The organism is Streptomyces sp. RLA012, from assembly GCF_056270325.1.
Genome location: NZ_JBWDPA010000002.1, coordinates 11,333,781 through 11,359,842, shown reverse-complemented (window position 1 = coordinate 11,359,842; position 26,062 = coordinate 11,333,781). Strand labels below are relative to the sequence as shown.

The window sequence follows — 26,062 nt, the reverse complement described above, 5'->3', positions numbered from 1 at the left end:
GCAGGATGACTGACATCGCAACCCGCTCAACCCGCGTGGTGGCGTCGCCCGGGGGCCGCCGCCGTCGTCTCGCCGGCGGCGGCCCCCGAGTGGGCACCGTCGTCGCGTTCCTGATCCCGTTCTTCCTCCCGTTCGTGCTGTTCTACCTGGTGCCGGTCGGCTACGCGCTCTGGCAGAGCTTCCGGGTCGTGCGCCGCACCGGCGGCCAGTACGGGACGTCGTACACGACCTTCGGCGGTTTCGAGCAGTACGTACAGGTCTTCCAGAACACCGAGTTCTGGGCCAGCATCGGGCGCATCGGACTGTTCGGCGTCGTGCAGGTGCCGGTCATGCTGTTCGTCGCGCTGGTCATGGCGCTGCTGCTGGACACTCCTGTGCTGAGGCTCAAGGCGTTCTTCCGCATCACGGCGTTCATGCCCTACGCCGTGCCCGGTGTCATCGCCGCGATCATGTGGTCGTACCTCTACTCGCCGCAGCTCAGCCCCATCGTCGATCTGCTGAACCGCATGGGGCTGCAGCCCGACTTCCTCGGTCCGGGTGCCGTGTTGTGGTCGGCGGCGAACGTCTCCACCTGGCTCTGGACCGGCTACAACATGCTGATCATGTACTCGGCCCTGCAGTCGATCCCCCAGGAGCTCTACGAGGCCGCCAAGATCGACGGTGCGAGCAACTGGACGATCGCGTGGCGGATCAAGGTTCCGATCATCGCCCCGTCGATCGTCCTCACCACGGTGTTCTCGATCATCGGGACACTGCAGCTCTACGCCGAGCCGGCCGTGCTGCGCCAGATCTCCTCGAACATCTCCAGCACGTTCACCCCGAACATGCTCGCGTACGCGGTGGCCTCCGGGAACAACTACCAGCAGGCCGCAGCGATCTCCGTGGTCATCGCCGTCATCACCTTCGTCTTGAGCTTCGGGTTCATGCGACTGACCTCGAAGAAGGCCGGACTGTGAGCAACCAACCCGTGATCCGTGAAAGCCGCGTCAGCCGCACGGCCGCCTTGGCCCTGATGTTTCTCCTGGCGATCTACTTCCTGCTGCCGGTCTACTTCCTGATCGTCGCCGCGACAAAACCCCAGGGCGACCTCGCCTCCACCAACGGGCTGGCGTTCACACACTTCAACCTGTTCGAGAACCTGCGGATCCTGTTCACCCGCAGCGACGGGATCTTCGGACGCTGGGCCGTGAACACCGTCATCTACGCGGTGCTGGGTGCGGCCGTCGGAACTCTGATCTCCGCGCTGTGCGGCTACGCACTCGCCAAGTTCACGTTCCGCGGCCGCGAGTTCCTGTTCTCCGTCATCCTCGGCGGCGTCCTCGTTCCCACCACCGCGCTCGCGCTCCCGCTGTTCCTGCTGTTCTCGGCGACCGGGATCGTCAACACCTATCTCGCGGTGTTCCTGCCCAGCATCGTCAGCCCGTTCGGCGTCTATCTCGCGCGCATCTTCGCCAACGCCTCCGTCCCCCAGGAGCTCATCGAGTCAGCACGGCTGGACGGCGCCGGCGAGTTCCGCATCTTCTTCTCAGTGGCGTTCAAACTGATGTTGCCGGCGCTGGTGACGATCTTCCTGTTCCAGTTCGTCGCCATCTGGAACAACTTCTTCCTTCCGATGGTGATGCTGCAGAAGGAGCAGCTCTTCCCGATCACGCTCGGCCTGTACGAGTGGAATGGTCAGACGGCCCGCGCCCCGCTCCTGCAGGAGTCCGTGATCACCGGCTCACTGGTGTCGATCGTGCCCGTGATCATCGTGTTCATCATCCTTCAGCGGTTCTGGCGCACCGGACTCGCCGCCGGCTCCCTCAAGTGACTGCGCGCCCCCGCACCCCGTTCTCGCCCTGACAGCACAGAAGGTCCCTCTCGCCATGCAGAACTCCGCCGTCTTCGTGCCCCATTTCCACTGGGACCGTGAGTGGTACGAGCCATTCCAGGTGTTCCGGCACCGGCTCGTCGCCGCCCTCGACACCGTGCTGGAGACGGCCGAGGCGAACCCGGACTTCCGGTTCACCGTCGACGGGCAGATGGCCGCGATCGAGGACTACCTGGAGGTGCGGCCGGAGAACCGGGACCGCGTCGTGACCCTGGTCAGCGAGGGCCGGCTCGCCATCGGGCCGTGGCTCATCCTGCTCGACGAGTTCCTCTGCTCCGGCGAGACCATCGTGCGCAACCTGCAGATGGGATGGGCTGCCGCGGCGGACCTCGGCGGCTCGATGCCCATCGGCTACCTGCCGGACATGTTCGGCCACATCGCGCAGATGCCACAGATCCTGGCGCGCGCCGGAATCGAGCACGCGGCGCTGTGGCGTGGTGTGCCCGGCTCCGTCGACGGTCACGCCTTCCGCTGGCGCGCTCCCGACGGCTCCGAGGTACGCACCGAGTTCCTCTTCGACGGCTACGACAACGGCCTCGACGTCCTGCTGGTGCCCGACCGGATCGGCCGCGCGCTCGGCGAGTACGCGGAGATGACGGCCGAGCGGTGGGGTGGCGACCCGGTGCTGGCGATGGCCGGCACCGACCACAACGCGCCCGACCCGCACCTCGCGGCCTGGCTGCGACGCGCGTCCAGCGAGGAGCGCGCCATCACCATCGCGACGCTCGACGAGTACATCCGCATGCATGTGCGCGACGAGGTGTCCACCGTCGTCACCGGTGAGCTGCGCAGCCATGTGCGCGGCAACATCCTGCCGGGCGTACTCTCCGTACGGCTCGGGCTCAAGCAGCGTATGGCCGTCGCCGAACGGACCGTCGACCATGCGGAGCGGATGAACGCCCTGTGGTCCCGGCGCGACGACTCTCCGTTCCTCTCGCTCGCATGGCACAAGATCATCGAGTCGACCGCGCACGATTCGGTGGTCGGCTCCGGCACCGACGAGACCTGCGATCAGGTCGAGGCACGGCTCGCCGAAGCCGCGCAGGCCGCGCGCGCTGTTCGGGACGCGGCCCTCGCCGAGCCCGCCGCCCTGGTGCCGAGCGACGGCTATCTGGTCGCCAACCCGCTGCCGTTCCCGCGAACGACGCTGGTCGAGGTCGACGTCGTGGCCCCGGCGGAGGGAGCCGCGCTCGGCGCGCTCGCCGCCGACGGCTCGACGCAGCCCGTGCAGCTGATCTCCAAGGCCCCGACCGTGCTCAGCGACGAACACATGGACGCCTCGCATCTCGAACGCGTACTGCGCCGGATTCACCGCCGCGAGCTCTTCGGCCGACTGATCGACCACTACGAGCTCACCCCGGGCTCGCTCGTCTTCCACCTCGCCGAGGTGCCGGCCGGCGGACCGTTCGACCTGCTGATCCTGCGCCGCGAGGTCGCCGCCGCGGCCGCCGCGCATCCGGGTGAGTGGCGGGTGCTGACGCTGGAGGAGGCGCGGGCCACCGCGCTGGTGCCCGTACACCTCCCCGCATCCGGGCTGGCGAGCTTCCGGGTCGAACCGAGCGACCGGCCTGCCGTGCTGTCGACGACGCCGGCACCCGCGAGGGCGGCGGATCGCGCACTCTCGAACGGACTGGTCGAGGTCGTGGTCGCCGCCGACGGCACCCTGGACGTGACCGGGGCCGACGGCACCGTTCTGCGCGGAGTCGGCCGCCTCGTCGACGGCGGTGACCGCGGCGACAGCTACAACTACGCTCCCCCGGCTCAGGACGTGCTCGTGTCCGAGCCGACGGAGATCGCCGTCGAACTCCTCGAAAGCGGCCCGCTGCGTTCGAGGTTGTGCGTCACGCGCGTCTACGAGTGGCCCACCGCGCTCTGTTCCGACCGCGATCTGCGCGGCAGCCGGACGGTGGCGACCCCGGTGGAGATGCTCGTGGAAGTGCGCGCGGGTGAACCGTTCGCCCGTGTCTCCACGTCGTTCTTGAACCAGTCCGCCGATCACCGGCTGCGCTTCCATGTGCCGCTGCCCGAGCCCGTGGCCGGGTCCGCGTCCGCCGGGCAGTTCGCCGTCACCGAGCGTGGGCTCACCGCCGAGGGCGGCTGGGGTGAATACCCGCTCCCGACCTTCCCCGCGAGTTCGTTCGTGTCGGCCGGCGCCGCCAACGTCCTGCTCGACCACTCCAGCGAGTACGAACTCCTCGACGACGGCTCGGAACTCGCCATCACGCTGCTGCGCGCGATCGGCTCGATCAGCGTCAACATCCATCCCCTCCGTGACGAGCCCGCGGCGAGCGAGATCCCCGTACCGGGCGCGCAGGATCTCGGCATACGCGTCGAGAACCGCTTCGCCGTCGTGCCTTCGGCGACCGGCTGGCAGGGTGCGAACGCAGTCGCTCTCGCCGAGGAGTTCCGCAACGACGCACTCGTCGCCCGCGGGACCGCACCTGGAGGAGGGCTGCTGCCTCCAGACGCGACGGGCGTACGGGTCGATGGCAGGGACGTGTTCGTGTCCAGCATCCGCCGCGTCGCCGACGACGATCGCGGGGCCGGCACCGAGGTACGGTTGGTCGCGATGAGCGACGCGGGGGCGACCGTCCGCGTGGCCGGCGCGTTCACCGAAGCCACCACGGTCGACCTGCTCGGACGACCACTTTCCGAGACGACGGCTCCCGACGGCCTCGAACTCTCCCTCGGCCCCTGGGAGATCCGCACAGTGGTGGTCCGGTAGACCCCGCAACCGGCGTACGCATCCCCCGCCTGCTACCAAGAAAGAGTTGTGACCTCTTGTCCTCCGAGCTCTGCGCATACGTTTCGGACACCGCACCAGGGCGTGGCGCGCTACGCCCGGCGCGCTCGTGGCTGCACTCCGACGCCCCCTCTCGTTCGCTGAACGGGTCTTGGCGCTTCCGTCTGTCGCCCACGGCGTCGGTGGCGGAGGACTTCGCGGCCGAAGGCTTCGACGACCACGGCTGGGACAGCATCCCGGTGCCCTCTCACTGGGTCCTCCAGGGCGATGGTGCGTACGGTCGGCCGATTTACACGAACGTGCAGTTCCCGTTCCCGATCGACCCACCCCATGTCCCGGACGACAACCCCACCGGTGACTATCGCCGCGACTTCGGCATACCCGCCGACTGGTCGGACGCCGAGCGCGTGGTGCTGCGGTTCGACGGTGTCGAGTCGCTCTTCAAGGTGTGGGTGAACGGCGTCGAGATCGGCAGCGCCAGTGGCAGCCGACTCGCCCACGAGTTCGACGTGACGTCGTCGGTACGTCCGGGCAACAACGTCGTCGCCGTACGGGTGCACCAGTGGTCGGCGGCCAGCTACGTCGAGGACCAGGACCAGTGGTGGCTGCCGGGCATCTTCCGCGATGTCACCCTGCTCGCCCGGCCGGCCGGCGGCATCGAGGACGTGTGGCTGCGGACCGGTTTCGACAACGGGCACGGGCACATCGACCCGGAGATCACCGCCGACGTGGCGGCATTCCCTGTCACCCTGCGCATCCCCGAACTCGACGTCGAGAAGGTCTGGGCCACTGCGGCCGACGTGGCTCCGCTCGACATCGAGGGCGTGAAGCCCTGGTCCGCCGAGCGGCCTCGTCTGTACGACGTCGCCGTGTCGACCGCGGCGGAGAGCATCGCCCTTCGGTTGGGGTTCCGCACGGTCGAGATCCACGGTGGCCAGTTCCTGGTCAACGGCCGCCGTGTCGTGTTCCACGGGGTGAACCGCCACGAAGCCGAGCCCCAGCGCGGCCGCGTCTTCGACGAGGAGCACGCCCGCAAGGACCTGGCGCGCATGAAGCGGTTCAATGTGAACGCGATCCGCACCAGCCACTACCCGCCGCATCCACGGCTGCTCGACCTCGCCGACGAGCTCGGATTCTGGGTCGTCCTCGAATGCGATCTGGAGACGCACGGCTTCGACAAGGTCGGCTGGGTCGGCAATCCGAGCGACGACCCGGAATGGCGCGGGGCGTACCTCGACCGGATCCGGAGGACGGTCGAGCGGGACAAGAATCATCCCAGCATCGTGATCTGGTCGCTGGGCAACGAGGCGGGAACCGGCAGCAACCTCGCCGCGATGGCGTCCTGGGTCCACGCCCGTGACGCCGGACGGCCCGTGCACTACGAGGGCGACCACGCCGGCGAGTACACCGATGTCTACTCGCGCATGTACACGTCTGTATTGGAGACCAAGCGGATCGGCACCGACGGTTCCCACTCGACGCTGCTGAACTGCACGCCCGCGCAGAGCGCCCGGCAGCGCACCAAGCCGTTCCTGCTGTGCGAGTACGCCCACGCGATGGGCAACGGGCCGGGAGCGCTCGATCAGTACGAGGCGCTCGTGCACGATCATCCGCGGCTGCACGGCGGCTTCGTCTGGGAATGGCGCGATCACGGCATCCTGACGACGGCCCCGGACGGTACGCCGTACTACGCGTACGGCGGCGACTTCGGCGAGGTCGTGCACGACGGCAACTTCGTCATGGACGGGATGCTGTTGAGCAACGACGTCCCGACGCCCAGCCTGCACGAGTACAAGGCCGTCGTACAGCCGATCCGCTTCGCCTTCGACGGTGACAAAGTCGCGATCACGAACCTGTGGCACTCGGCCGACACCTCCGACCTGCGCTTCCGCTGGCGCGTCGAGCACGACGGGACACCCGTGACTTCCGGGGACCTGGAGGTTCCCGTCCTCGCCGCGGGCGAGTCGGGACGGGTGCCGCTGCCACGGATCCCGGTGTCCCAGGACTCGGAGACCTGGCTCACCCTCGACGCGGTGCTGGCGGCCGACACCGCTTGGGCGCGCGAAGGGCATGTGATCGCGACCGTCCAACTGGACCGCTCGACGCGTCGTCCCGTGCCTGCGGTCCGGCCCCGGACCGATTGGCGGCCGGGCAACGGAACGCTGACCCTCGGCGTCGCCGAGTTCGTCGACGGGTCCCTCGTCCGCCTCGCCGACCGCGCCGTGACGGGTCCGCGGCTGGAGCTGTTCCGTGCGCCGACCGACAACGACGAAAGCGCGTCCGACGAGGTCGAGGAGAGCGACGCCAGCATCGCCGGGGTCTCCAACGCCGCGCTGTGGCGTCGCGACGGGCTCGACCGGCTGACCACGCGACGCGTGTCCGTGGAGTACGCCGCGGGCGCCCTGCGCACTATCGACAAGGTCTCCGCGGCGAACTCCGCGTTGTCGGTGATGCTGGAGTCCGTGTGGTCGCTCGAAGGCGACGAACTGGAATTGCGTGTGGAGATCGAGCCTTCCAGCGGCTGGCAGACGGTGTGGCCACGGATCGGGATCAGTTTCGAACTGCCGGACGGCGCGGCTCCCGTCGACGGCGCCGAGTGGTTCGGCCTCGGCCCGTTCGAGTCCTACCCCGACAGTCTGCGCGCCGCACGCACCGGCCGCTTCTCCTCCAGCGTCCGCGACCTCTCGGTCGACTACGCCCGCCCCCAGGAGACCGGGCACCGCTCCCGGCTGCGCCAACTGGCGCTGACGAGTGCCGGCACCGAGGTGCTGGGCATCGTGGCACTCCCCGACATACACGGACGCCGTCCCGGTTTCACGCTCAGCCGTCACACCCCGCACCAGATCGCCCGGGCGGGGCACCCGCATGAACTCCCGGATTCGACGACGAGTCACCTGATCATCGACGCCGCCCAGCACGGTCTCGGCTCACGGTCCTGCGGACCGGACGTGTGGCCCGAGTTCGCACTCCGCCCCGAGTCCCGCACGATCAGGCTCCGCATCGCGGGAGGCTCATCCCAGGGGTAACGACACCGTGTCGCCCCGCGGTCGGCGCGTGGCGGGGAGTTCCAGCCGCCGAAGACCTCTTCGACCCCGCCAACGCCTGCTCAATACACCGGGATTGCGACAGCTCTTGGGGTAACCGTGCGGGTGATGGTGAAGTCCCGGTACAAGGAGCCCGAGAACGTACGGAAGTACTTCCCGCCCTCGGCGGAGGCGATCGCCGAGGTCACGAGCCTGCTCGCGCCCGGCGTCCGCCGCACGCCGACCACACGATCGGGTGGTCGGCGTGCGGCGGACGGCCTGTCGGGCGGGGAGCGGTAGTACCCCATGCCACTGGCCTCGGTATCTGCGGTCGCGTCGAGCCACACCAGGACTCACGGCATGATCACGACAGGTTCGGGGTCACCAGGGGATGACGCCGTCGTCCTCGAAGAACGAACCGGTCGGGCCGCCGTCGGGCAGCGTGGCAAGCCGGATCACTGTGGCTGCGCCCTGCTCAGGAGTGCGGGGCCCTTGGAAACCGGTGAAGTCGGTCGCGACCAGGCCCGGGCAGGCGGCGTTGATCAGGATGTTCGTATCGGCGAACCGCCGGGCGTACTGCACGGTGACGGCGTTGAGGAACGACTTCGACGGCGAATAGGCCGCCATGACAGGGCCGATCTCGATGTCCGGGTCCGCCTGCCGGGTCAGGGAGGCGACGGCACTGGAGACGTTGACGATGCGTGGCGACGTCGAGCGCCGCAGCAGCGGCAGCATCGCGTTGGTCACCCGGATGACACCGATGACGTTGGTCTCCACGACCGTGCGGACCAGGTCGAGGTCGAGTGTGGTCGGGTCCTGCACCCACCCCGGACCCATCTCTCCTGAGATGCCGGCGTTGTTGACCAGGACGTCCAGGCGCCCGGCCTGCCGTTCGATCAGTTCGGCGGCATCATTGACGCTCTGGTCGCCGGTCACCTCCAGCGGCACCCCGAACGCGTCCACCCCTGCGGCGCGCAGCTTCTCAACGGCGCTCTCGCGCCGGGCCTCGTCACGGGCTCCCACGCCCACGCGGTACCCGAGGGCGCCCAGCCCGGTCGCGATTTCGTACCCGATTCCCTTGTTCGCACCGGTCACCAGCGCGATCTTCGTTTCGCTCATGCCGTTGATGTTCACTCGCGGACGAGCGGTGCATCCAACACCGATACGGTGTCCTGTCATACCCGACAGGTATCACTGAGGAAGGCTGTGGCCGTGGACACCTTGGAAACCCGCGAGTTGAGGTACTTCGTCGCCGTCGCCGAAGAGTTGCACTTCGGCCGCGCCGCCGAGCGCCTCGGCATGGCCCAACCACCGCTGTCCCGGGCGATCCAGCAGCTTGAGCGCCGCCTCGGCGTCTCCCTGCTGGAACGCAACCGCCGCGGCGTCTGTCTGACCGGCGCCGGAGAGGTGCTGCTGCACGAGGGCCGCGCAGCCCTCGACGCGACCACCGCTGCCGCTCGCCGCACCCGTCGCGCCGGTGGCGCCGACAGTCCGGGTGACTCCCGCAATCGCCTGGTGCTGGCGGTGAAGGCCGCCGGGTCTCACGAACTGCTGCAGAAGATTCTCGACGCCTACGCGGCCGAGCCCGATGCCGCCGAGATCGAGGTGCTGCCGTGCGGCATGTGTGAGCAGGAAGGGCTGCTGCGCGATGGCCGCGCTGATGTGGCGCTCATGCACGCGCCGTTCAACTCCCTCGCCGGGTTCGACAGCGAGGAACTGCTGACCGAGGGGCAGATCGCTGTCCTGCCCGCCGGGCACCCCCTCGCCGCGCGCAGGACTTTGTCCCTGGCCGACATCAGCGACGTCCCCGATCTTCCGCTCGCCCGCTGGCCCAGCCACGGCACGTACCCACCCGGCCCGGGCCCCGAGATCCACGACCAGACGCAACTGGCCCAGCTGATCGCCCTCGGACGCACCGTGGCCGTCCTTCCCGACTCCGCCCGCGCCTGGCTATGGGCCGACCACACCGCCGTCCCCTTGACCGACGCACCCCCTGTGGTCACCCACATCGCCTGGCCCGCGCACAGCCGCTCCCTCGCCCTCGCCGGGCTGATCCGCACAGCCGCACAGCTATGACCCTCCGGCGTCCTCGTCGCGGACGTCGAAGCCGTCGGCGCGCAGCTGGTTCTGAGCTTGTTCCTCTTTGGCGAACTCCCGGTCCGACACTGTTTGGTAGTAGAGGCCGAACAGCGTGAGCCGGTCCGGTGGCAGCGTAAGACGTTTCTCCACGACCAAGGACATGATTACCTGGCTCCGGGGGCCCTGATTGCACCCACTCCGGCATGCCAGGGGCTCCTGAACACCAGGTCCTCAACAGCACCTGCGGCAGCCCGCCCTCACTGGCCCCGCTTGGCCAGCGCACCGGCGTCGACCTTGAGATGCGTCCCAGTGGTGAAACGGGATTCGTCGGAGTCGGACACGAGGAAGAGGACGGCGTTGGAGACGTCGGAGGCTGCCACGTAAGCGGTCGGCATGGCATTGATGCGGGCCTCCTCGTGCCGATGGGTTGTGCCCATGAGTTGCGCCGATGGGTTGCGCCGACGAGTTGCGCCGATGGGCTTCACAGTCCGTACGACCGCAGCCACAGCTCCAGGGTGAGGAGGAGCCACAGCTTGCCGCCCTGCCGTGGCAGCAGTGCGCCTTCGCCTCTCATCCAGGTGCGCACGGTGTCGGGCCGGAACAGTCCCCGCTGTCGTGCCTCCCTGCCGAGCAGCAGGTCCCCGCCCAGGTCCCTCAAGGGGCCGCTCAGCCACTGCTGCACGGGGACCCGCATCCCGCTCTTGGGCCGGTCCACGACGGTGGCGGGCAGTAGATCGCGCACGGCCTCCTTCAGTACCCACTTCTCGGCCGTGCCGCGGAGTTTGAAGGCGGGCGGGGTGGCGAAGGCGCAGTCCACGACCCGCCGGTCGAAGAGCGGGGCGCGGCCCTGGAGGCCCTGGGAGGCGGTCAGGCGCTCGACCTTGGTGAGGATGTGGTGGGCGCCCTTGGTCCGCAGATTGCAGTGGAGGAGCTGGTTGAGCAGACGCGTCATCCGGTCCGGGCCGGTGAGGTAGGGCTCGACGAACCGCTGGAGCGGCGGGGCACTTTCCAGGGCGCGCAGGGCGTCGGGGGTGAGCAGATCGGGCATGTCGGTCCAGCACTTGCGGTACGAGCGCAAATAGGCCGTGGCGCGGTCCTCGGCTCCGCCGGATCCGTGGTGCATCTCGTGGACCAGTATCGGCAGGTTCTTGGGACCGCCGAAGACCGGGTCGCCGCCCTCGCCGTTCAGGACGATCCGCAGCCCGTCGCCCGCGACAGCCTCGGCGAGCATCAGGTTGGGCACCGTCAACGGGTCACCGACCGGGCTGTCCAGCAGTGCCGCCGCCTCGGCGAGCCTGGATGCGACGGCGTCGCCGGAGACGGTCAGGACGCGGTGACGGGTGTGGCAGTGGGCGGCGACAAGGCCCGAGTAGCCGAGTTCGTTGGGGAGTTCATCGCCGAAGCTGATGGAGTAGGTGTGCACGGGGTGGGCGTGCAGCTTGGCGGCCAGGGCGGTGACCAGGGAGCTGTCGATGCCGCCGGACAGCAGCACCCCGACGGCCTCGGCCTCGGGCAGCCGGCACGCGGTGGCCTCTTCCAACAGGGCGCGCAGGGCCAGGACATGGCCCGACGGATCGTCGGACGCGGGGTCCGTGAGGTGTTCGCTCGGCTCCCAGTGCACGTGCTCGGTGACGGTGCCGTCCGACGCGAGCCGCAGCACCCGCCCGGGCAGTACCTCGCGTACGCCGCGCAGCAGCGTCTCCTCGCCGGGCAGATAGGCGAAGGTCAGGAAGGAGCGCACGGCGGCGAGGTTCAGGCCGGTGCCGAGGGCGGGCCAGCGGCGCAGCGCGCGCAGTGAGGTGGAGGCGGCCCAGGAGTCGTCGGCGCGGGCGTAGAAGAGGGTACGGGCACCGACGTGGTCGCGGATCAGCACGAGGTCGGTGCCGTCCAGGACGGCGAGCGCGAACATGCCCTCCGCCAGGGCGATTCCGCGTTCGCCGAGCCGGGCCCAGCAGCGCAGCAGCAGTTCGCCGTCGGAGCAGTCGGGCGGCGCGGGGGTGCCGTCGGCGGCCAGGGCGGCGTGCAGCTCGGCACGGTTGTGCAGGGTGACCTCGCCGACGGCGGTCAGCCCGTGGGCGGCGAACGGACCGTCGGCGTGGCCGGGTTCGCCCTCGACCAGGGCCAGGCCGGGTGCCTTGCCGCGGGTGGCCCCCATTGCGGCGAGGTGGTCCTCGGCCCGCGCGGGGGCGGGTGCCAGGCAGGCGCAGAAGCGCGCCATCAACGGCTCCTTCCATGTGCCACGTTCACGCGTGTCTGCGTCAGCCGAAGCCGTCTTGCAGGCATGTCTGGGTCAGCCGAGGTCATCTTGCACACATGTCTGTGCCAGCCGAAGTCGTCTTACAGGCATGTCTGCGTCAGCCGAAGTCGTCGTCGCTCCAGCCGCCGCCCTCGTCGGTGTCCCAGGACACGTCCCACTGGTCGTCCCCGCCGCCCGGATCGCCCCCACCGCCGTCCCCTCCGCCGCCCCCGGACGACGACCTCTGCGCCTGCTGGCGCAGCTCCGCTTCCTCCTCAGGCGTCACGTTCAGCGGAGGCAGCTGCGTGGCGGTGATGGCCAGGCCTGCCAGGCCGAGGCCGACGAGGATCGCGCCCAGTCGGCCGCCGAACGACGTCCGGTTGATCATGACGGTCTCGCCGCGGCCCCACAGGGTCCGGCCGTAGCCGATGTCCCGGCCGTAGGTCACCGTGCCATCGGTGAGTACGCGCTTGATGATCCGCTCCCCGAGGAGTTCGTCGGTGCCGGAGGCGCCCTGGTTGTCGTGCCAGTGCACGACATGGTCGATGTTGTGGTCCCGGCGGCGCCATTCCTGTCGCCCGTCCTCGTAGGTGCGGTGAACGCTGCCGTCGGCGAGCAGTTCGTCGGTGTAGCCGATCTCGCGTGGCCGGATCATCGTCTCTGGTCCTCGGGTCTGCCGCGGTTCAGGAGGGGGATCACTCGGCCGGCCAGGTCATGAAGCCCGCGCCGCGCATGTCGCGCAGCTCGGTCCAGACGGAGTTCCGGGGTGTCCGCGATCCTCGGGTGAGTCGCAGCACGGTGCGCAGCAGCCGGGCCGGCCGCACCGCGGCGACCTCCGTGAACCGGCCCTCCACCAGCCACGCGACCTCCCGTGGCCGCAGCCCGGCGGGCAACGACCCGAGGGCCGGCAACGGGTCCGGCACGGGGTCCGGTCGGCGCCCGGACATCAGATGCAGCGCTTCCGCGTGCCGGGGTGCGAGGCCCAGCGAGGCGACCCGTACCCCGGGGACCGGGCCGAGTCCGGCCCGTATCCGCGCGGGCAGGGCGAGACCGGCCGGGCTCGCGTCGTGCAGCACGTGCGCGGTGGCCCCCTCTGCTCGTTCCAGGGCCGCCACGAGCCGGGGGTCGAGCGGCAGATCGTCCTCGGCGGCCAGCACGGGGCAGGCCGCCTCCAGATGCACATGGTTGGCCAGCAGCATCCGTGCGATCGCCCGGTCCTGACAGACCAGCAGCCGGGGCAGGCCGTAGTCGTACAGGTCCGGCTCCCGGGGCGGCGCCCCGCCGACGGACGGGGTCGCGACCGGCTCCGGCAGCAGCCCGGGTATGTCCTCCCTGCCCCGGGCGTCCAGCGCCCACGTGAACCGGGGCAGCCGCAGCGGCGGGGGCGGCGTCCGCGGGATCCGCCGCGCCAACCCCTTCAGCGGGGCGGGGCGCAGTACCCGGCACGTCTCGTAGTACAACTGCCGCTCCGTGAAACGGATCCCACCCGGCGCACCCGCCCGCGCGGCGCCAAGCGTGATCGCCCGGCCCAGCAGCGGGCCCCATGCCGAGCCCGGCCGCCACACCATGCCGCGTCGCGCTGTCATCGATCGGCCCCGCCTTCTCTCAAGTTCCCTCCGGCACCGGGCAGTTGCCTCAAGTCCTTGCCCACTCCGGGCAGTTGTATCAAGTCAGCGCCTGTCCTGGGCAGTTGGATCAAGTCCCGTCCCGGCCTGGACAGTTGACTCAAGTCCTCGCCTGGCCATGGGCAGTTGAGTCACATCCATGTCCACTCCGGACAGTTGGCAGCCCAGCGGCCGAGAGCCGCGGCGCCCACTCTTCGGCACCCGGACGCACAGCACGCTCATCCGGTGCTCCCGTCCTGGGCCGAGGACGTGCCGGACGGCTCCGGCCACGTCAGAAAGCCGACCGAGGCGGCAGCGTGCCGTACCCGGTCCAGTTCCAGCGCGCGTTCGACCGCCCGCTCGACGACTGACTCCAACAGCACCGGGGGTATCGCGGCGAGGGGACTCCACCAGCCCGCGGCCAACCACTCGGCCTCCGTCAGGGTCAGGCCGGCCTCTTCGCACAGCCGGGCCACAACGGTTGACCTGGCGTCCCCGGCCGGTTCCGTGTGCAGCCGTACCGCGTGCGTGCTGTGCATGACCCTGCGGACCGGCGGCGCGACGTCCACGACCACTCGCTCCGGACGGGCCGCGCGCAGCTCCGGGGCCAGCAGCGCGCCCTGCACGCCGACATCGTGCAGCACCACCACCGGCACGTCGTCGTCCGCAAGGTCCTCGGTGGTGGCAGCCAGGGCGAGATCGAGGCGGCCGGGCAGGCCGTTGGCGTTGAGGAAGGCGGTGACGGACCGGTCGAGGCTGAGCAGTACGGCCCTGGGCCGCTTCCGGGGCGCGGACCCGGTGTACGGTCCGTCGTCCATGATCCCGGCCGGCAGACCGCCGTACACCTGCGTCCACCGCCCGATCATCATGGACCGGAACGCCTCGTACGAGGGCACGACCTCCGCTCTCGCGGGCTGCTCGGACGTGCGCGCCGTGCGCTTGCCGCCGAAGTCTTCGCACTTGTCGATCACCCACCGGCACATGGCGGGGCATCTCGCGACAACGAGGTACCCCAGCACGAGGGCGACGACCCACACGCCGACCTGGTGCCGGGCGATGGCGCGTTCGAGAAGTCCGGCGAGCACCGCTCCGACGAGTACGAGCAGTCCGGTGAGCATCGGGACGATCGCCAGCCACCGGACCCACGACGGCTGTACCGTCGAATAGGTCAAGGTCGTCGCCTGCCGCGCAGGGTTCCCCGTTCTGGCCAGGTACCACAGCTGGGTGAGGGTGACCCGCAGCCGTCCACCGTCCGTCAGCCGGTGGACCAGGCGCTCGATCCGCAGGTCGTTCATGCCCGTGCCGTGCTCTCTCGGGTCGAGGGCGAACCGTCGGCGGCAGTGGCCGCACTCGCCGCCGGTACGTTCCTTGCGCCGGACCGTGGCCCGGCAGTGGGGGCAGATCATCAGGCCTCCCTCGGCGGAGCCGACGGCATCGGTGGCACGGGCGGTGTCGGCGGCACAGGCGGTGTCGGCCAGGTCAGAAAGCCGACCGAGGCTGCGTGCCGACGGTTCGGGTCCGCGGCGGTGGTCACCCCTTCGGCGACTTGGCCGACGACGGCCGGCAGCCGGGCGGGCGGCACCCCGCCGAGCGGGTACGTCCAGCCTTTGGCCGACCATTTCAGCTCGGCGGAGGGGAACTCTCCGGAGGCGGCAAGTCCCGCCATGTCCTCTTCGCGTAGGCCGGTGTCCCCGTACGGCACCGCGCGCTCCCGCTCTCGCAGGGGGCGCAGCGGCGGTCCGGCGTCGAACACGGCACGCCCGAGCAGGGCGGCGCGGAGCCGGCGTACGAGCAGCAGGCCCTGCGCGCTCGCGTCGGGCAGGACGGTCACCGGGCCGGATCCGGTCGGCCGGCGCCGGCCGACGAGAAGGGTGAGGCTGTGGCGCGCGGGCACACCGGCGACGGACAGGTCGGGGCGGAGCAGCACGGCGGTGGAGCCACCGGCCGGTACGGCCCGCGCGACCGGGAGTCGGTCGTCTTCGGCCATGCCTGGTGGCAGCGTGTCGTAGACGCGCCGCCGCACCGCGAGCGGACCGGACCGGAAGGTGCTCCGGACGACCTTCGGCCCGCCCCGGCCGAGACCCGGCTTGACCGCGATCACGAAGCTGAGAGAGGCCGGCCCGGCAATGCCGAACGTGACCCCGAAGTAGGCCGGGAGAGGCCCCCAGTTGGGCCGGCCCCAGCCCTCACGCAGCGACGTGCGCGACAGCACGTACCACAACTGGCCGGAGGTGCGGGGTACTTGTCCCTCGTCGGTCGAACCGGCCATGACTCTGCGCACCCGCAGTTCACTGAGTCGCACCTCGCCGGTCTTGGGATCCAGCCCGTACGCGCGCCTGCAAAAGCCGTGGAAGTTGCACAAGCTGCAAACGTTTCCGGGCCGCTCGTTGCAGAGGAGCGGCTTCTCGCAGTGCGGACAGATCACCGTGGCCCCTCCAGCATGCTCGCCACCCGTCGCAGCCGCGCCGCCAGCCGTTCTCGTACGGTGGTGCCACCGATGCCCCGTATCCGCTGGGCGTCCTCGATGGCCCGTAACTCGGCGGCGAGCGCGCGGTAGTCGGTGCCGGCGCAGGTGACCGTGGTCAACGGTGTCGCCGGCTCGTCGCCACCGGAGGAACCAGAGGGAACGGAAGAATTGGAAGAGCTGGAAGAACTGGAAGAAGGTGACGAGCCCTTCGCACGACGCTCCGCCTCGCGCGCGGTGATCGCGTAGTCCTCGTGGTCGATGCCGTAGCCGGTGTTGGCGGCCAGGATCGTCAGTGGCGCCGCACCCCGGTTGGCGAAGGAGTGCGGCATCATCTCCGGGATCCGGATCATCATGCCTGGTGTCAGGGGCACTTCGGTGACCTCGCCGCGTACCGCGTCGTACAGGCCGCACGCCGCGTACCCCAGGCTCAGCACGAAGTGTTCGCCACCATGGGCATGCGGGGTGAACGCGCTGCGCGGGCCGACCACGCCCAGCTTGACGGTCGCGTTGGAGGGCCGCTCCGGCGAGGTCGCCGCGTCTCCGACGAGATAGTGGGCGAACTGTCCGTCGTCGATGAAGCGGAGGAAGTCCCGCTCCGGTCCGAGTTCCCGCACGCCCTCCCGGTCCGCGAGCACGATCCCGCCGTCCGGCCCGAGGAGGTACACGTCCACCCCACCCGGCAGCCTCCCGGTCAGCAGCCGGAGCGGTGCCGTGTCAGGTGTGCCGACCATAGAGCCTCCCCAGTGCTCTCTGCGCGCGCATCCGCATCGTACGGCGCAGATCCGAAACAGCAGGGGCATACAAGCGGAAGCACGGGCAAGCCACGGGCGAACGGTGCCACGACGAACACCGTGACCGAATCACGACTATGACGCCGACAGGCCACGACGGGCGACTCCACCACTGCCTACCGCACCGCAAGCTGTTCGACGATCACTCCGCGCTCTCCCACCGAACTCGCCGCCGCGGCTTGACGTGTTGGCATCCCCCGTACAACGGCGCGAGGCGGCGTCCCCACCACCAGAATGGCTGAAGTGCTCCGTCAAGCACCGTCGGCTGGGCGAGAATGGTGTGCCAGGACGGGCCATGTGTGGCGGGTTGGGGCGGGGGAGCTGACGGGATGACGACGGCTGACGGGGCGGCGCCGGGGCGGTTCACCGGGCGGCGACGGTTCATGGTTCTGGGCGCGGGTGGCCTGGCGGCAGCGGCCGGCGGGGTCGGTGTCTGGCGACTCTTCGACGGCGACGCGGCACAGTGGCCGTGGAAGCAGGTGTGGTCCAAGTCGCTGGACGGGTTGTACCCGTCGGCGCTGAACGCGCACGCCGGGATCCTGTACCTGTCGGGTTTCGGCGGGGTGGCGGCGGTGGAGCAGTCCGGCGGCGGCAAGCGGTGGCAGGCGCTGTCGGGGCTCGACAGCCAGTCCGCCCCGGCGTTCGGCGCGGGCGTCGTCTGCATCACCGGGGTCCGCACGGGCGGACGGACGGTGGTGAACGGTCTTGAGACGTCGTCGGGCCGTGTGCTCTGGGAACGCGAGCTCGACGGTCTGACCCAGCACGCCCCGACACCGGCCGGGGACATCATGCTCGTCGTGACCGGGGAGGCCTCCGTGGCCTCGAATACCGTCCTGCACGCGCTGGACGCCGAGTCCGGCGGGACCAGGTGGCGCACCCAACTGCCCGCGACGACGTCGGGACCGTCAGCGCCGCTGACCGGAAACGGCCTGGTGCACCTGACCAGCGGGGTGCGGGACGATGGGTCGATGGCGTGGGCGTTGGACCTGGCGACCGGCACACTGCGCTGGAAGTTCCCTTCGGAAGGCTTCCTGGGGGACCCGGTCCTGGCCGGACGCGAACTCCACATCACCGCCAGCCCGAGCAACGCCAGCGCCGACGAGGGGCACAACGCGCTCATCACGCTCGACGCCGTTTCGGGGAAGCTCCTGCGGCGGGCGGGAAACCTGCCGGTCGGCACCGAGTCGACCATCCAGCGGGCGGGCGGCACGCTGTACACGGCGGTTCGCCGTTACGGGGACCAGTACCGCAGCACCCTCGCCGCCATTGACGCGTCGACCGGCCGCGTGCGCTGGCAGTCGGACACCGACATCGACCTGGTACGGACCCCCCTCATCGTCTCCGGCGACACCGTCGTGGCCGGGGGCAACAAGTTCCCCGAACTGACCGGCTCCTACGTCGTCCAGGTCTTCGACGCCGCCACCGGCCACCGCCGCTGGACCCGCGACATGGGAACCCAGGTCAGTTCAAAGGGCCCCGTCCTGACCGGCGGTACGGTCTGCGTCCCCACCCGCGCCACGAAGTACACCGACCGGGGCACGCTCACCTTCCTGGACCCCGCGTCCGGCGCCACCCGCTGGCACCACCCCCTGACCGCCAACGGCGACGCCATCGCATGCCCGGACGGCCGCACGCTCTACGTCCTGGCCCTGCCGTTCCCGGGCCCCCAGGGAAAGACGCTGGAAAACCAACACGGCGCCACGCTGTACGCACTGCGGCGCGAGAGCTCCTGACGGTACCCCGAGGAGGGCCAGGCCCAGTTCTCCGGGCTCTTCGGCGGTTTCCGCAGCCCATCGTCGCGCGGCCGACCATCTCACCCCCAAGCACCCCCTCCACCCGCTCCGGCGCATCGCCCTCGGCGGGTGCTTCGGCCAAGACCTCGGCCACCGTCTCGCGCGCCTCAGACAGCCGGGCGAGCACGCTCTCCGCCGCATCCAGCGCCGCCCGCACCCGCTCGGTCGCCTCCCCCCTCCCCACAAACGCGCCGCTTCCTCCCGGACACCCTTCTCCCGGGCCTCCAGCAAACCGAGCACCGATGGCCACCGGTCACCTCGACGAGCGGGACGAGCGGACCAACCACGCCCATCTCTCCCGCCACCAGCCGGAGTTCACGCCCACCCACCCCGAACCAACCGATCACGTGCGGAAAGCGGATGGCTTCTCACCGCATAGCCTCACAACGAGATCACCGAGTGGCCGTCGATACACCACCCCAGCGGACGGTGACCGTCTACAGACACGACGTGCCGCGTGACCCGCCACAGAACTGCTTTCTGCTTGGGCCGTTTTCCGCTTGGGCCGTTTTCCGCTAGGGCCGTTTTCCGCTAGGGCCGTTTTCCGCTAGGGCCGTTTTCCGCTTGGGCCGTTTTCCGCTTGGGCCGTTTTCCGCTAGGGCCGTTTTCCGCTAGGGCCGTTTTCCGCTAGGGCCGTTTTCCGCTAGGGCCGTTTTCCGCTAGGGCCGTTTTCCGCTAGGGCCGTTTCCGGCCAGTCCAGCGCGCTCGCCGACACCACGATCACTGAGCGGCGATGGCGACCGCCGCTCTCCGGCGCGTCTTCGCTTCCCCAGCGGGACCGTACTCCACGACGCGCGCACGCCGCCGGGCCCGGCTGACCGCGTACCGCGCCAGTGACCGCCCAGAGGAAGGGGACTCCCCCGGCCGCGTTTTCCGGCTCCGACGGCGCGGTCAGCGCATCTGCCACAGCCGGACGGTGCCGTCGTCGCTTCCGCTGGCGAGCGTGCTGCCGTCCGGACTGAATGCCACCGAGTAGACGCTGCCGGTGTGGCCGGTGAGCGTGGCGACGCCCGTGCCCTTCGCGACGTCCCACAGCCGGACGGTTTGGTCGTCGGGGTAGTCGGGGCCGAACGCACTGGACAACACGAACGCGCTGTGGCCGTGCAGACTGGCCACGCCCTTACGCCCCGCGACGTCCCACAGCCGTACGTAGTCGACGCTGTGGCCGCTGGCCAGGAGGGCGCCGTCGGGGCTGAACGCAACGGACCATGTCCAGTCGGTGGCGCTGCGGGCCAGGGTGGCTGTCGTGCGGCTGGAGGCCAGATCCCACAGCCGTATGATGTCCTTGGCATCGGCCAGGGTGGTGCCGTCCGGGTGGAAGGCGACCTCCCTCGTGCCGATCCACTGGGGGTCGGTCATGATGTCGGTCGGGCGTCCGGTCTCCGCATCCCACAGCCGGATGGTGCCGTCGGAAATGCCGCCGGCCAGCGTCCGCCCGTCAGGGCTGAAGGCCAGCGTCGTGACGCCCCCGGCGTGGCTCAGGAGCGCTACATAGCGAATGCCTTCGGTGGTACCGGTCTCTCGGGGAACCGGGGCCAGGTACTCGTCGACGGGGCCCGGGACGGCGCGGGAGCCGGGGTGCGAGGACAGCCGCGACAGGATCAGGCCGGCGGCGGAAGCGGCGGCGGCTCCGAGCCCGGCCAGCAGGAGGGAGCGACGGCGCGGCCGACTCCCGGCGGGCACACGTCCCACCTCTACGGCGATGACGTCCGCCGGCTCCCCCAGGTCCTGCGCGTCGAGCGGCTGCGCCGACAGCAGCAGCGGGCCTGGTCCCTCCCCTCCCGGCGCCGGCACCAGCCAGTACAGCCGGTACGTCGCAGGCGTGGGGAGCGGCGGAGCGCCGTCGGACACCTCGATCCGCACCCCGCCCGCACGCACCTCGAGCCCGCCGCCCGGCGCCTCGACGATCCGCCCCACCGCGCTCATGATCCGGGCCGGCGTTCCGGGCAGCAGCGCCCGCTGCGCCGGAGCCAGCCGCCCGGCCGCGTTGGCCGCCACTGTCTCCTCGTCCGTCCACGAACACGGCGCTGGCAGCTCCATCGCCGTCGTCTCCTTCCGGAACGCCCGTCTCGCGTTCCACACCGCCGTACCGGCCTCGACGTCGGCCGCAGGTCACTACAGCCGGTCGTGGCGGCCGAGCGATCGCAACCGCCCGTCCCTGACCCGGCAAGCGAAGGTCAGCCGCGATGTTCTTCGCTGTTCTTCACTCAGATTGTCCGCAGGACTCCGACGGCGACGTTGCGCCAAGTGGCCTTATGCCCTGAAGCAGCCGGTCGAAGGCGCGTTTCTGCGCCGCCGCTGGATCTTCCGGACGTGCACGTGCGCAGAATGCGGCGGGAACCGAGATCGCCGAGGCGCGTGTTGAAGCCGCGGGCTCCTCACCCCAGGCCTCCTTGGCTACCGGCGGAGCGAAGCTGATAAGTGATAGGTGATCTCAGGCTGTCGCCGGCAAGGGCGGTTCGGGTACCGGACGGTCATCGGGGGCAGCCGGCGCGGGACTATCCAGGGCCTCCGGTTCGGCCGACAGCAGCACCCCCAGGTCGGGCAGGTGATACAGCGCATACCGCCCGGGCCCGAAGAACGTCTGCGCCACCGTCGAGGCCACCATGAAGGTCATCCCGCCCGCCGACAGCTGCCACCAGGTCCCGGCCCCGCGTACCGACACCGTGTCCACCGCGCACCGAACCTGATCCGGCGTGCGCAGCGCGCGCCACAGAACCATGAGCCGGCTCTCAGCCGACCCGGACCACAGGATGACTGCGATCGGTACGGCGAAACCGGCGCCGAACGCCAGGCAGAACAGCAGGCCGACCATGTCGAGGAACCACGGACCGGTCGGCCCGGAGACGACCAGTTCCACGATGGCCGCCACACTGGGCCCCAGGAAGAGGCCGATCCCAAGGATCGCGCCCAGACCCCAACGGACGGCGTGGAGGCAGAACCTGCGGATGAGCGGCCGGCGCTGCCGGGCCGTCAGCCGACCCGCCCGGTTCGCGGCCAGGTCCCGCTGTGTCAGGCCCATCGCTTCCAGCAGCAGTTGCCCTCGCGCGGCCGCGTCTGTCGACACGAAGTCCGTGGGCGCCTCGGCCTCCTGCCGGTCCAGCGGCTGGGCGGACAGCAGCAGCGGGCCGGGGTCGGCCTTGGCCGACTCCAGCCAGTACAGCCGACAGGCTCCCAGCGGAGGCAACGCCGGAGCCCCCTCCGGCACGGACAGGCGATGGGCACCGACCCGTGCCTCAGGTGCGCCGCCCGGTCGCGCGACGACTTCACCGACCGCGCTGGACATCCGGCAGGCGACCAGGGCGGCGATCCGCCGACGGCGCCGACCGCGGGCCCGCCAGCGCGGAACCCCGGCCATGAGCACCAACCCGAGGAAGGACGGGCCCCACACGAATGTGGTCATCACCAGGGCGGCCGCAGCCCCGTCCGGGTCGCCCCCGGGACGGTCCCCCGCGACGGCGGCGTCCACCCCCATCAGCCCCTCCATGGCCAGCCACACCGCGACCAGCGCGTACGCGAGACAGGGCGGCCGGATCCGTCGGCCCGCGACCACCGCATACTGCGCCGGGGTCACCCTGCCAGCGGCGTTGGCCGCCACCGCATCCTCATCCGTCCACCAGGACTCTGTTACCGATAAGCCCTCAAGTCCGGCACCTCGTCGCCACATCCCACGCCCCCATCGCCGTCATCCGGTCTCATTCCATCCATTGCGGTCGGTCGGGTGGCCCGAGGGCCAGATCCCCTCGGGCCACCCGACCAACCGCCCCAACCACCGTTGCCGAAAAGGCTATTGACATCGCAACTCGCTGTGTAGACCGTGTGACGACGAGCATCTCGTCGTGCACGAGTTCTGAAGATTGTGGAGGCGGTGTGGAGAGCCTCGGGGGCGGAGACGACACTCTCGGGGCCGCGAGGAGCCGAGTCCGCACGGGCAGTTCGGGCACGTACCCGAAGGTGACGCTGAACCTGCCGACCAAAAATTACCACTTCTTTACCAGCGCGACGCCGCAGTCGACGGCTCCGGCTACGTCCTCGACTACGACACGGGGGCACGGATCCCGTCCCCCACTACACGTACACGGGCTGCCCGTACATCACCCACCGCAACTGGCTGGACAGCCTCGATCCGGCGATCCGAGAAGAGCCCGCCTCGGGCGAGGCATGGACACGGGGGTGTCATGAGGAACGTACGCAGGTTGCCACTGGTGGTGGCGGTCGTGGTGGGGCTGGCGCTGCTCGCGGCCGTCGGCGTGGTGGTGAGCGCGTCCGTCGGCGGTTCGGGCGGCGACTGCAAGGTACGACTGGAGGTGAACTCCTCGACGGAGAAGGGCGATCTGCTCGCCGAACTGGCCGAGGAGTACAACGACTCCGGGCGGGAGCTCGCGGGCGGGGAGTGCGCCCGGGTGACGGTGTCGGAGACGAGTTCCGGCGTCGCCAAGGACGCCCTGGCCCAGGGGTGGGACGAGCGGCGCGACGGCGCGCCCGAACCGCAGGTGTGGACGCCGTCCTCCTCGCTGTGGCTGACACTGCTCCAGCGCGACGCGACCGCCGCCGACCGCACGCTGCTCACCGACGAGAAGCCGCAGTCGCTCGCCACCAGCCCGCTGGCGATCGCCATGCCCCGGCCCATGGCGGAGGCACTCGGCTGGCCGAAGAAACGGATCGGCTGGCGGGACGTGCTGTCGCTGACGCAGAAGGGCTGGGCGTCGGTCGGCCGGCCCGAGTGGGGCCGCTTCAACCTGGGCAAGGACAACCCGCACACCTCCACCTCGGGCCTGGCCGCGACCCTGGCCACCTTCTACGCCGCCACCGGCCGCTCCAGCGACCTGACCGTGGACGAGGTCAAGGACGCAAAGACCCGGCGGTTTGTGGCGGGGGTCGAGGCGGGCGTCCTGCACTACGCCTCCGACGCAACCGCGTACATGGCCAACCTCGCCAAGGCGGACGCCGACGGGCAGGCCTTGTCGTACGCCAGTGCCATCGCCGTACAGGAGCAGTTGATCTACCTGTACAACCAGGGCAGCCCCACCGGCGAGACCGACCGGATCGGCAAGGGGAAGAAGCCGCAGGTGCCTCTGGTGGCCGTGCACCCGGCCGACGGCACGCTGATGTTCGACCACCCCTTCGTGGTGCTGCCCACGGCCTCCAAGCAACAGCGGGCCGCGGCCGCCGACTTCCGCGCCTTCCTGTTGGAAGACGCCCAGCAGCGCCGTTTCCAGCAGACCGGATTCCGTGACCACGAGGGCAACGCCGGCAGCGAACTCGCCCGCTCGATCAGCCTGTCCGAGCAGAGCGAACGGAACCTGTCGCTGATCGACCCGCCCGCGCCCGAGGTGCTGGCAGCGGTTCTGGACAGCTGGGACGAACTGCGCAAGAAGGCCCGGGTGTTGCTCGTCATGGACGTCTCCGGGTCGATGAACCAGTCCGCGGGCGGCGGACAGAGCCGGCTGGAGGCGGCCAAGAAGGCCGCCGTCAACACACTCGGCCTCTACCACCCCGACGACGAGGTCGGCCTGTGGGCGTTCTCCACCGAGACCGACGACCACCCCGAGCCGTACCGGCAGATCGTGCCGCCGGCCCCTCTCCGCGACAACAAACAGCGGCTCGCCGAAGCCGTCAACGGGCTCAACGCCGAAGGCGGCACCGCCCTCTACGCGACCGTGCGCGCCGCCCACCAGAAGATGCTGGCCGACCTCGACACCGACCGCATCAACGCCGTCGTCGTACTGACCGATGGCAGGAACGAGTACCCGGCGGACAACGACCTCGACGCACTTCTGCGCGACCTCGACGCCAGCCACCTGGAGCGCTCCGTACGCGTCTTCACCGTCGCTTTCAGCGGCCAGGCCGACTTCGGCACGCTCACGAAGATCGCCACCGCCACCAAGGCCACCTCCTACGACGCCCGCGACCCGGCGGTCATCGACAAGGTGATGGTCTCCGTCATCAGCAACTTCTGACCCGCCGCCACCTGAGGACGGATTCGGACCCGATGGGCAGTGCCGACAGAGAGGACACGATGGGCAGCCGCCGCCATCCCGCCGCCGCGGTCACGCTGTTCGCCGTCGCAGGCGGCGTCACGGCCCTCCTCGCCGGCGCCCCGACCGCCACCGCGCTGCCCGTCGGCGCGGGCGTCGGCGGCCTCGTGTGGGCGGCGCACGCCATCACCGGCCGCCTCACCCGCCCCGCACCACCGGCATCCGCGAGGCCCGCGACCGGCCGGACCGACACCCCGGACGCGGACCGGCCGCCGGACGCACCGCCCGCCGACGCCGCCCGATGGCTCACCCGCGCGGCAGCGGCCGCCGACCGGCTGCAGCACCAGTGCCAACAGAGCCCCAACGCCTCGCTCCAGCCCGCGCTGGCGACAGCGGCGACATCCGTACGGGCCGCAGCCGACCGGCTGTCGGCAGCGGCCGAGGCGGTCCGCGTCATCGACACCAGCGGCGCATCCGCCGACCACCGCGTCCTGTACCGCGAGCAGGAACGCCTGGAGGAAGAGGCCCGAGCCCTCCCCGACGGCCCGCTGCGGCGGGCCAAACAGGACGCCGCCCGCGCCACGGGCGAACGCGCCGCGACCCTGAAGCGCCTGACCGAACTGCGCGAACTCCTGATCACCACCATGGAGGCCACCGCCCTGCGCCTGGAAGCCGCAGCGGAGCGTGGCGCCATGCTGCTGTCCCTCCAGGCCGCGACGGACGCCTCCGCCGTCCCGACGGATCTCACCGCCCTCGACCACGAGCTCGAGGCCGTACAGGCCGGACTCGACACTCTCGACGAGATCACCCGCTCACTGCACGGCACAGCCGACGAACGGCCGGAGTGAGGAGACGGCGCATGCTCGGAAGAGGCCGCCTCGCAGCCTCATGGTGCGGCAGGTCCGCCCGCCCTCGCTCTCTGGGCCCCTCAAGGAACCTGCGATATCCACAACTGCCGTACCAGTCACGCCCTTTGAGTCGCTCGAAGACCACACGGAACTGCTCGGCGGGGAGCTCGACCGGATCCGTGCCGAGCTCGTCGCGGCGCGCGGCGCGGAGGACGCCCGCTGCATCCGTACGGTGATCGCCGCGCAGCGCGGCCTGGAGACCGGCGGCCGCGCCGCCCTCGCCGTATCCCTCGTACCGCCCGCCTGGCCCGCGGGCACCGCGATGCCGGCCACCGCCAAGATCCTGGAGAACATGGAGCTGGGCCACCACATCCTGCACCACACACCCTCGTCGTCGGCCTCGACCGGAACCGCGGCCGCACGATCCTGCGCATGAGCCCGGACCAGCCCTGGCATCCGGTCCGCCTCCTCCAGCCGCTGTACACCGCGCTGCTCGCCCCCGTCTTCGAGTGGGGCATCGCGTGCGGGCCTTCCTCGGCAACCTGACCGGCCTGGCCTGCGAGGCCGCGCGCCAGGCGGCCAAGGACCATGTCCTCTTGGGCGCACACCGTGATCGATCTTCTGCGGCCA

General features: G+C 70.4%; 21 protein-coding genes. 10 read left to right on the top strand and 11 right to left on the bottom strand.

From position 1 onward, the window contains the following. Positions 1–5 precede the first annotated feature (5 nt). From RV986_RS51610 to RV986_RS51590, 5 genes are all read left to right on the top strand, one after another. A complete protein-coding gene (locus RV986_RS51610) occupies positions 6–956 on the top strand; it encodes a carbohydrate ABC transporter permease (RefSeq protein ID WP_475924038.1) in 951 nt (316 codons plus the stop codon). Further along, on the top strand, positions 953–1,810 hold the full coding sequence (locus RV986_RS51605) for a carbohydrate ABC transporter permease (RefSeq protein WP_475924037.1): 858 nt from the start codon (positions 953–955) through the stop codon (positions 1,808–1,810). Before RV986_RS51610 ends, RV986_RS51605 begins: the two co-directional genes overlap by 4 nt. Before the next feature lie 55 nt (positions 1,811–1,865). Then, entirely contained in the window at positions 1,866–4,595 is a 2,730-nt protein-coding gene (locus RV986_RS51600) for a glycoside hydrolase family 38 N-terminal domain-containing protein (protein ID WP_475924036.1), read from the top strand. 56 nt (positions 4,596–4,651) lie between these two features. Next, positions 4,652–7,639: a glycoside hydrolase family 2 TIM barrel-domain containing protein gene (locus RV986_RS51595; protein ID WP_475924035.1), complete on the top strand. Its 2,988-nt coding sequence runs from the start codon at positions 4,652–4,654 to the stop codon at positions 7,637–7,639. Between the two features lie 126 nt (positions 7,640–7,765). After that, a complete protein-coding gene (locus tag RV986_RS51590; RefSeq protein ID WP_475924034.1) occupies positions 7,766–7,936 on the top strand; it encodes a hypothetical protein in 171 nt (56 codons plus the stop codon). An 81-nt stretch (positions 7,937–8,017) separates the two neighbouring features. Here the strand turns inward: RV986_RS51590 and RV986_RS51585 are convergent, their stop codons facing one another. Then, positions 8,018–8,755 carry an SDR family oxidoreductase gene (locus RV986_RS51585; RefSeq protein WP_475924033.1) on the bottom strand — a complete coding sequence of 246 codons (738 nt, stop codon included), beginning with the start codon at positions 8,753–8,755 and terminating at the stop codon, positions 8,018–8,020. A 93-nt stretch (positions 8,756–8,848) separates the two neighbouring features. On the opposite strand from RV986_RS51585, the gene RV986_RS51580 reads away from it, so the two are divergent. Next, on the top strand, positions 8,849–9,712 hold the full coding sequence (locus tag RV986_RS51580) for a LysR family transcriptional regulator (protein ID WP_475924032.1): 864 nt from the start codon (positions 8,849–8,851) through the stop codon (positions 9,710–9,712). Here RV986_RS51580 and RV986_RS51575 read toward each other — a convergent pair. The 8 genes from RV986_RS51575 to RV986_RS51540 form a co-directional block, all read right to left on the bottom strand. After that, complete coding sequence (locus RV986_RS51575; protein WP_475924031.1) at positions 9,707–9,865, bottom strand: hypothetical protein; 159 nt, start codon at positions 9,863–9,865, stop codon at positions 9,707–9,709. The two genes, RV986_RS51580 and RV986_RS51575, sit on opposite strands and share 6 nt — an antisense overlap. A 107-nt stretch (positions 9,866–9,972) precedes the next feature. Next, positions 9,973–10,152, bottom strand: coding sequence for a hypothetical protein (locus RV986_RS51570; RefSeq protein WP_475924030.1), 180 nt, complete (start codon positions 10,150–10,152; stop codon positions 9,973–9,975). 44 nt (positions 10,153–10,196) lie between these two features. After that, a complete protein-coding gene (locus RV986_RS51565) occupies positions 10,197–11,933 on the bottom strand; it encodes an asparagine synthetase B family protein (RefSeq protein ID WP_475924029.1) in 1,737 nt (578 codons plus the stop codon). A gap of 136 nt (positions 11,934–12,069) precedes the next feature. Beyond that, positions 12,070–12,606, bottom strand: a complete 537-nt coding sequence (locus RV986_RS51560; RefSeq protein WP_475924028.1) for a hypothetical protein — start codon at positions 12,604–12,606, stop codon at positions 12,070–12,072. Positions 12,607–12,646: 40 nt separating this feature from the next. After that, positions 12,647–13,537 carry a hypothetical protein gene (locus RV986_RS51555; RefSeq protein ID WP_475924027.1) on the bottom strand — a complete coding sequence of 297 codons (891 nt, stop codon included), beginning with the start codon at positions 13,535–13,537 and terminating at the stop codon, positions 12,647–12,649. 257 nt (positions 13,538–13,794) lie between these two features. Next, positions 13,795–14,961, bottom strand: a complete 1,167-nt coding sequence (locus RV986_RS51550) for a hypothetical protein (protein ID WP_475924026.1) — start codon at positions 14,959–14,961, stop codon at positions 13,795–13,797. Further along, positions 14,961–15,917 (bottom strand): hypothetical protein, encoded by a 957-nt coding sequence (locus RV986_RS51545; RefSeq protein ID WP_475924025.1) that lies wholly within the window; start codon positions 15,915–15,917, stop codon positions 14,961–14,963. Before RV986_RS51545 ends, RV986_RS51550 begins: the two co-directional genes overlap by 1 nt. Before the next feature lie 59 nt (positions 15,918–15,976). Next, on the bottom strand, positions 15,977–16,753 hold the full coding sequence (locus RV986_RS51540; protein WP_475924024.1) for a cupin domain-containing protein: 777 nt from the start codon (positions 16,751–16,753) through the stop codon (positions 15,977–15,979). Positions 16,754–17,142: 389 nt separating this feature from the next. Here RV986_RS51540 and RV986_RS51535 point away from each other — a divergent pair, with 389 nt between their 5' ends. Further along, positions 17,143–18,546 carry a PQQ-binding-like beta-propeller repeat protein gene (locus tag RV986_RS51535; RefSeq protein ID WP_475924023.1) on the top strand — a complete coding sequence of 468 codons (1,404 nt, stop codon included), beginning with the start codon at positions 17,143–17,145 and terminating at the stop codon, positions 18,544–18,546. Between the two features lie 951 nt (positions 18,547–19,497). On the opposite strand, the gene RV986_RS51530 is transcribed toward RV986_RS51535, so the two are convergent. Then, a complete protein-coding gene (locus RV986_RS51530; RefSeq protein ID WP_475924022.1) occupies positions 19,498–20,646 on the bottom strand; it encodes a WD40 repeat domain-containing protein in 1,149 nt (382 codons plus the stop codon). 394 nt (positions 20,647–21,040) lie between these two features. Next, entirely contained in the window at positions 21,041–22,180 is a 1,140-nt protein-coding gene (locus RV986_RS51525; RefSeq protein WP_475924021.1) for a hypothetical protein, read from the bottom strand. Between the two features lie 604 nt (positions 22,181–22,784). On the opposite strand from RV986_RS51525, the gene RV986_RS51520 reads away from it, so the two are divergent. From RV986_RS51520 to RV986_RS51510, 3 genes are read left to right on the top strand one after another with little or no spacing between them, the layout of a single operon-like run. Then, positions 22,785–24,566 (top strand): vWA domain-containing protein, encoded by a 1,782-nt coding sequence (locus RV986_RS51520; RefSeq protein ID WP_475924020.1) that lies wholly within the window; start codon positions 22,785–22,787, stop codon positions 24,564–24,566. Positions 24,567–24,598: 32 nt separating this feature from the next. Next, the gene (locus RV986_RS51515) at positions 24,599–25,432 is read left to right on the top strand and encodes a hypothetical protein (RefSeq protein WP_475924019.1); all 834 of its coding nucleotides are present in this window, start codon (positions 24,599–24,601) and stop codon (positions 25,430–25,432) included. A gap of 40 nt (positions 25,433–25,472) precedes the next feature. After that, on the top strand, positions 25,473–25,868 hold the full coding sequence (locus RV986_RS51510; protein WP_475924018.1) for a hypothetical protein: 396 nt from the start codon (positions 25,473–25,475) through the stop codon (positions 25,866–25,868). Positions 25,869–26,062: the final 194 nt, after the last annotated feature.